Genomic DNA, 6,994 nt, shown 5'->3' on the forward strand with positions numbered 1-6,994 from the left:
TCAAGATTAAATTCCGAAACCCCAATTGCGAAAGCAGTTGGGGTTTTGTTTTGTCTGGAGAAAAGCACCGTAGGACCAAAAAAGGGATGTCTCCGATGGGGCATCCCTTTTTTGTGCCGCATCGTTAATGAGCCTTCAAGGGAACGCTATCACTGGCCGATAACCTTAAGGTCAAGCGATCTTCACTTCTCACTCTTTCATTGTATTTGCAGTTCAAGAGAAAACGCTTGATAGGTTGTGGCTACTGGCTATCATCTGCGCGCCATGAGGGTCGTGCAGTTGATCTTCTTTGTGTGTTTGTCTTTCGGCTTTTCTTCTTAATCTGCCTGGAAATCTTCGATGCTGTCGTATCACCAAAAGAGTTTTCTGATCGTCGATGATTTCTCGGATTTCCGCAGTTCCGTCAGGTCCATGTTGCGGGAGTTGGGTGTCAAGGATGTGGACACAGCGGACACTGGCGAACAGGCGCTGAAAATGTGTTCGCAGAAATCCTACGATTTCATCTTGCAGGATTTTCATCTGGGCGATGGCAAGAAGAATGGTCAGCAAGTGCTCGAAGACCTGATGATCGAGAAGCTGATCAGCCATGAAAGCGTGTTCGTCATGGTCACCGCCGAGACCAGTCAGGCCATGGTACTCAGCGCGTTGGAACACGAACCCGATGCTTACCTGACCAAGCCCTTCAACCGTTCCGGCCTGGCCCAACGCCTGGAGCGCCTTGAGCAGCGCAAGACGTTACTCAAGCCCATTCTTCAGGCGCTCGACCGTGGTAAACCGGTTGAAGTGCTTAACGCTTGCATCGCCCTGTGCAAGCAGGACATTCGCTATTCGCCGTTATGTCTGCGTTACCGCGCCGATGCGCTGCGTGACCTCAATCAGAATGAGGCGCTGGAGCGGCTCTACGACAGCATCATTGCGGACCGACCTTTGCCTTGGGCGTTCGCCGGGCTTGGCAAGTTGCTGTTCAAGCGTGGTCAGGTAGCACAGGCCAAAGGTGTCTACGAGAAAGCATTGAAAGTGTTTCCAATGATGCCGGCACTTTATGATGGCATGGCCGATGTATTGGTCGCCGAAGGCGACACCAGGGCTGCCCAGAAAGTACTGGAAGAAGCCATCCGCCTCTCGCCTTTGGCCGTCCGCCGCCAAGCGCAGTTAGGCAAGCTGGCCATGACCAACGAAGATTTTGATACGGCCTCCAAAGCCTATCGCCAGGCTGTTGCTCAGGGTGCGCAGTCCCGCTTCAAGGATGCGGAAAGTAACCTCGGGCTGGCCCATGCCTTGATCAGCAAAGGTAGCGAAAAAGGTCTGGATACTCGTACCCGACTGGAAATCAACACAACGCTAAGTGCCGTGGCCAAGGAGAACCCGTCCGACCCAGGCCTGCAAATCCGTGCACGGCTGATGAAGGCGACCAGCCTGTTACTCAATGATGCCGAAACCGCGGAAAAGCTCACGGAGCAGGCGATGATGCGCCTTGATGGCATGGAGCAATTCATGAGTGCCGAGGCGGCGTTGCTGGTTGCCAAGCAGTTGCAAATGCTCGGTCAAGCCAGCGCAGGGGCGTCGATGTTGAAAAACTGCGCAGAGATCTACGGTGACGACCCAACGGTCATGAAGGGCATCGCCAAGCTGACCGATGACCCGACAATTCTCAATTCCGGTAACGCGGCTGCCGACCTTAATCGTCAGGGCGTACGCGTGTACAAGACTGGCAATCTGGTGGAAGCCCGTGAGGTGTTTCGTAAGGCCCTGGCGCTGCAGCCGAAGAACATCAGTATCGCGCTGAACCTGGCACAGGCGCTGCTGCATGGCACTGATACCGCTGTGGCGTCGGCCGAACTCGAAGAATGTCGCACTTGCCTGAAGATGGTTGGATTGATGCCCGACTCCGACGCTCGTTATCCGCGATATCAGAAGCTCAAAAGCAAGGCGTTTGGCGAATGAACGACAACTCGCAATCCCTCGATTTCTCTACCGTGATCGCGTCCACCGTGCACGACATGAAAAACTCGTTGGCCATGTTGATGCAGGCCCACAGTCAATGGCTGGCGGGATTGCCAGAGCCGACGCGGCATACACCGGAACAAGGGGTGATCGAGTTCGAGTTCGCTCACCTCAACGGTATGCTCGTGCAGCTGCTGGGCTTGTACAAGCTGGGCGTCAACCAGATGCCCTTGCAACCGGCCTACCACGAACTGGATGACTTCATCGAAGCGCAGCTGGCGTGTCATCAGGATGTGTTCGTCAGTCGTGGTATCGCCGCGACGTTTGAAGTCGATCCCCTGAGCCCATTGGGTTTCTTCGACCGTGAATTGATCGCTTCAGTACTGGCCAATGGGATCAACAATGCCATTCGTTATGCGCGTCATGCGGTTCTGGTCAGTGTCAGCGACGAGGCGGGGCAACTGGTACTGACGGTCAACGACGATGGTGACGGTTATCCTGAAGAGATGATTGAACGTCAGGCGGATTACGTACAGGGCATCAATCAGAGCAGTGGCAGTACGGGCCTTGGATTGTATTTCGCCGGCCGGATTGCGGCTTTGCATCAGCGCAATGGTGTCGGCGGGCGTACCGAAATCGGCAACGGCGGCCCATTGGGTGGCGGTGTGTTCAATATTTATTTGCCCTGATTTTTTCTGCCGCAAAGCTTTTTGTTGGGCGTTGCTTGATATTCCGAACACGTGAAGCCTATTTTGTACGGGTCGCCGTTCGCGGCTCGCACAATAACAAGGATTGCGTCATGACAACCGATGGCCTGGCCTCACTCGCGCAGCGATTGACGGGCATTGACGAGATTGAATGTGTTACGCCGGATCTGAATGGCGTACCGCGGGGCAAAGTGATGACCGCGGACGGTTTCCTCGAGGGGCGGCGTCTGCAGTTGGCGCGGGGCGTACTGTTGCAATGCATCATGGGCGGATATCCGCCAGCACGATTTTATGGCAGCGATGACGGTGACCTTGCGCTCGTTCCAGATGCGAGGCAGATCCACCGTTTACCCTGGAGCAAGCAGCCGCGTGCGTTGGCCATCTGTGATGCGGATGAGCTGACCGGGGAAAGCTCCAACCTGTCGACTCGCGGTCAACTCAAGGCTGTTATCGCGCGTTACTCCGAGCTTGGCCTGGCGCCGGTGGTGGCGACCGAACTCGAATTCTTTGTCTTCGCCCCCAACCCCGACCCTGGGCAGCCGTTCCAACCGCCGGTGGGCCTGGATGGTCGTCGCGAAGACGGTCATTCGGCATTCAGTGTGAGTTCCAACAGCGGCTTGCGGCCGTTTTTCAACGAGGTGTATGAGTGCATGGCGGCGCTGGGGTTGCCGCGCGATACGTTCATGCATGAGATGGGTGTCAGCCAGTTCGAGATCAACCTGCTGCACGGTGATCCGCTGTTGTTGGCGGACCAGACTTTCCTGTTCAAGCATCTGCTCAAGGAAGTTGCGCTCAAGCACCATCTGACGGTGGTCTGCATGGCCAAACCTCTGGCGCATACCCCCGGCAGTTCGATGCATATTCACCAGAGCATTGTCGAAATCGACACCGGGCGGAACGTGTTCAGTGATGATGCGGGGCAACCGACGGCGATCTTTCGGCAATTCATTGCCGGGCAACAAGCGGGCATGGCGGATTTCACAGCGTTGTTTGCACCGAACGTCAATTCGTACCAGCGCTTGTGCCATCCGTTTGCATCGCCGAACAATGCTTGCTGGTCCCATGACAACCGGGCAGCGGGTTTGCGCATTCCGGCCAGTTCACCTGCTGCTCGTCGGGTTGAAAACCGCTTGCCCGGAGCTGACGCCAACCCTTATCTGGCGATTGCCGCCAGCCTTGCAGCGGGGTTGCATGGCATTGAACACAAACTTGAGCCGAGCGAGCCGATCCAGGGTGAATTCGAAGTACCGGATAATCTTTCATTGCCGTGTACCTTGCATGCAGCTCTCGAACGTCTGAAGCGTAGTCACTTGGCGAAGGAACTGTTCGGCAAGGAGTTCATCGAAGGCTACATCGCTTCGAAGACCATGGAGTTGACCAGCTTCTTTGATGAAATCACTCCCTGGGAGCGTCGTGTGCTGGCCGCCCAGGCCTGACGTATCGCTGCTGCCGGGCTGTCGTTCTGACCGCCCGGTATTTACTGCAAGGAGCCGCTCGGAACGCCGATGCGCCAAATCTGGAAATCCTTTCGAGCGCTGTATTTCGCCTCGCTGATGATGTTGATCGGCTCAGGCCTGTTGAGTACTTACCTGGCATTGCGCCTGGCTGCCGATCATGTCGACAGTCTTTGGGTCGGTGCGCTGATGGCTGCCAACTATTTCGGCCTGGTGCTGGGCGGCAAGATCGGCCATCGGCTGATTGCCCGGGTCGGACATATTCGAGCCTATTCAGCCTGTGCCGGGATCGTCGGTGCGGCGGTGCTGGGTCATGGTCTGGTCAACTGGCTGCCCGCGTGGCTGTTCCTGCGGGTGATCGTCGGCCTGGGCATGATGTGTCAGTACATGGTCATTGAAAGCTGGCTCAATGAGCAGGCCGAGGCCAAGCAGCGCGGGCTCGTGTTCAGCGGCTACATGATCGCCTCTTACCTTGGGTTGGTGCTCGGTCAGCTGATTCTGGTCATGCACCCGGGGCTCGGGCTTGAGCTGCTGATGCTGGTAGCGTTGTGCTTCACATTGTGTCTTGTGCCAGTGGCTCTGACGCGACGCATTCACCCTGCGCCTTTGCATCCTGCACCGATGGAACCCCGGTTCTTTATCAAACGCGTGCCGCAATCCTTGAGTACGGTACTGGGGGCGGGCTTGATCGTAGGTTCGTTCTACGGTCTGGCCCCGTTGTATGCCTCGCAGCAAGGGTTGTCCACCGAGCAGGTGGGTCTGTTCATGGGTAGCTGCATTTTTGCCGGGTTGTTGGTGCAGTGGCCATTGGGCTGGTTATCCGATCGCTATGACCGGGCGCTGTTGATCCGCAGTTTCGCGTTTTGTCTGGCACTGGCTGCACTGCCTCTGGCGATTTTGCCGCAGGTGCCGCTGGAGATTCTGTTTGTCGCCGGTTTTGTCTGTTCGCTGGTGCAGTTCTGCTTGTACCCATTGGCAGTCGCGTTCTCCAATGACCACGTCGAAGGTGATCGCCGGGTGTCCCTGACGGCGATGTTGCTGGTGACCTACGGTGTTGGCGCGAGTATCGGACCCCTGGTTGCAGGCGTGCTGATGAAGCTGTTCGGCAGCCAAATGCTTTATGCATTTTTCAGTTTCTTTGCGCTGGTGCTGGTGTGGCGTATTCGTCCGAAAGCGGTCACCAATTTGCATCAAGTGGAAGATGCGCCGCTGCATCACGTGGCAATGCCGGACAACATGACAAGTTCACCGCTGGTGGCCTGCCTCGATCCGCGTGTTGATGAGCAAGTCGTGCAGGATCAAATGCAGAATCCGATTCCGCCCGAGCCGACGACCGAATCGGTGCCACCGGCCGATGCCCCGCCAGAAGATCCGGATGAGGGCAGGGAACAGAGTTTCACTGAAGCCAGGCCTTAACATTCAGCCAAAAAAAACGGGCAGTCACCGCAAGGGGCTGCCCGTTTTTTTATGGTTGTGTCCTGTCAGAAATCGTCTTTGTCGAAGCGCCGTGCTTCGCGTTGCAGCTGATAGACAAAGCGCTCGACTTGCCGTTGCACCAGCCCGCTCATGTTATGGAAGCGTACGCCGGCGAAGGTCGTGGAGATTCTTTCTTCGAAGTGCAGGTAGCGCAGTTCGACCGGCGCAGTCATTTTGCCGAAGGGCAGGGCAGCCGAGAAACGGTCATAGACCTGGCCCAGTTGCAGGCTCCCTGTGATGTCTCCGTCAAAGCGCAGCTTGCAGCCGGTGGCGGAAATGTCCAGCAGCTTGCCGTTGATGGCCGCCTTGAGTTTTTCACCGTCCAGGTCGACGTTGACCAGTTGTGCCAGCTTCAATGCCGCGCGAAAGGCATTGCGACGCTGGTGGTAGACCACTTCATCAGGCAGAGTGCCGCGGTAGCAACGACCGCCACCGGATTCGTCGATGGTCAGCGGGCCATTGCTTTCCCAGGCGATGCGCACGCCGTCGTGAAAGCCTTCAACCTTGAAGGGTTCGCCAGCCAGCAGAAAGCGTTCGCCGTCACGGGGAATCATTTCGTCCAGGGCAATCATGTTGCTTTCACGGTCGATGTCCACCAGATAGCTCTGGAAGCGCTGGCTGCGCTCATGGAACGTGATGATCAGCGGGTCATGACTTTCTTGCAGTTGGCGCAGGTTGCCGGAGATTTCCAGGGGCGTGCTGAGCACCTTGGGTGGCTGCGGAGCATCTTCCGCATTTAAGGCATTGGACACGGTTAATCAATCTCCAGACAAATTTTGACTACGGCTAGCCAGCATTTTGCCAGCATGTTTCGCGTCTTGATAGAGCGCGCTCATCGACAGGTCAAGCCTGACTGAGCGGACGCGGTTTCACAAGCTTGGAAAATGTTCCGCTGGCATCGTAGAGCGCTGGAGGTTCGCCGCCGGTAAGGATTTTCAGCTGGGTGGCCGTGGCAACCTGCTGGACGACGATCGACTGACCGTTGTTGGCATTGGCGGCCTGGCATTGGGATAGAAGATCGGTGAGGACATCGCTTTGAGAAAGCAATGCTTCGCCAACGCTGGACTGGCTGGCCAACTGCTCAAGGCCGCTACGGTTGGTTGGCAAATTGAGACTGGCGAGAATTTCGCTGCGCTTGCGGCCATGCTGTTCCAGCAGAATGATCAATGCCTGCTTCTGCGCCAGGATGCCTTCAAGCAGGACCATGTCGCGACCATGCAAGGCAAGGGATTCAGTGCGCAGTAACTCCAGCAATTGTTGCGCTGGAGCAAAATCGTCGGTGATCAGTTGCAGTAAATTAGTGTCGTGCATGGCTGGCCTTGGGTTTTAAGCGTCCAAAAGCCTCGCGCCGGCCCGTGGCCTAGCGCTGGGCTTCGAAGTTGAGCAGTTTGCTGGCTACACGGTTGCTGTCGA

6 protein-coding genes are annotated in these 6,994 nt (G+C 56.7%); 4 read left to right on the forward strand and 2 right to left on the reverse strand.

The genetic code is table 11. The features are described 5' to 3' along the window. Positions 1–339 precede the first annotated feature (339 nt). The 4 genes from D8V06_RS04880 to D8V06_RS04895 all read left to right on the forward strand — a co-directional run bounded on the left by D8V06_RS04880 (position 340) and on the right by D8V06_RS04895 (position 5,521). On the forward strand, positions 340–1,944 hold the full coding sequence (locus tag D8V06_RS04880) for a tetratricopeptide repeat-containing response regulator (protein ID WP_056853161.1): 1,605 nt from the start codon (positions 340–342) through the stop codon (positions 1,942–1,944). After that, on the forward strand, positions 1,941–2,633 hold the full coding sequence (locus D8V06_RS04885; protein WP_130930539.1) for a HAMP domain-containing sensor histidine kinase: 693 nt from the start codon (positions 1,941–1,943) through the stop codon (positions 2,631–2,633). The genes D8V06_RS04880 and D8V06_RS04885 overlap by 4 nt, the downstream gene beginning before the upstream one ends. 212 nt (positions 2,634–2,845) lie before the next feature. After that, a complete protein-coding gene (locus tag D8V06_RS04890) occupies positions 2,846–4,087 on the forward strand; it encodes a glutamine synthetase family protein (protein ID WP_177434371.1) in 1,242 nt (413 codons plus the stop codon). A 69-nt stretch (positions 4,088–4,156) separates the two neighbouring features. Continuing rightward, positions 4,157–5,521, forward strand: a complete 1,365-nt coding sequence (locus tag D8V06_RS04895; protein WP_130930540.1) for an MFS transporter — start codon at positions 4,157–4,159, stop codon at positions 5,519–5,521. Positions 5,522–5,586: 65 nt separating this feature from the next. On the opposite strand, the gene D8V06_RS04900 is transcribed toward D8V06_RS04895, so the two are convergent. Together D8V06_RS04900 and D8V06_RS04905 are read right to left on the reverse strand one after the other, a co-directional pair. Then, a complete protein-coding gene (locus D8V06_RS04900; protein WP_130906353.1) occupies positions 5,587–6,333 on the reverse strand; it encodes a flagellar brake protein in 747 nt (248 codons plus the stop codon). Positions 6,334–6,424: 91 nt separating this feature from the next. Then, positions 6,425–6,892, reverse strand: a complete 468-nt coding sequence (locus D8V06_RS04905; protein WP_056853156.1) for a flagellar protein FlgN — start codon at positions 6,890–6,892, stop codon at positions 6,425–6,427. Positions 6,893–6,994: the final 102 nt, after the last annotated feature.

The sequence above is a fragment of the Pseudomonas sp. Sample_24 genome (assembly GCF_004307605.1).
Taxonomy (GTDB): Bacteria; Pseudomonadota; Gammaproteobacteria; order Pseudomonadales; family Pseudomonadaceae; genus Aquipseudomonas.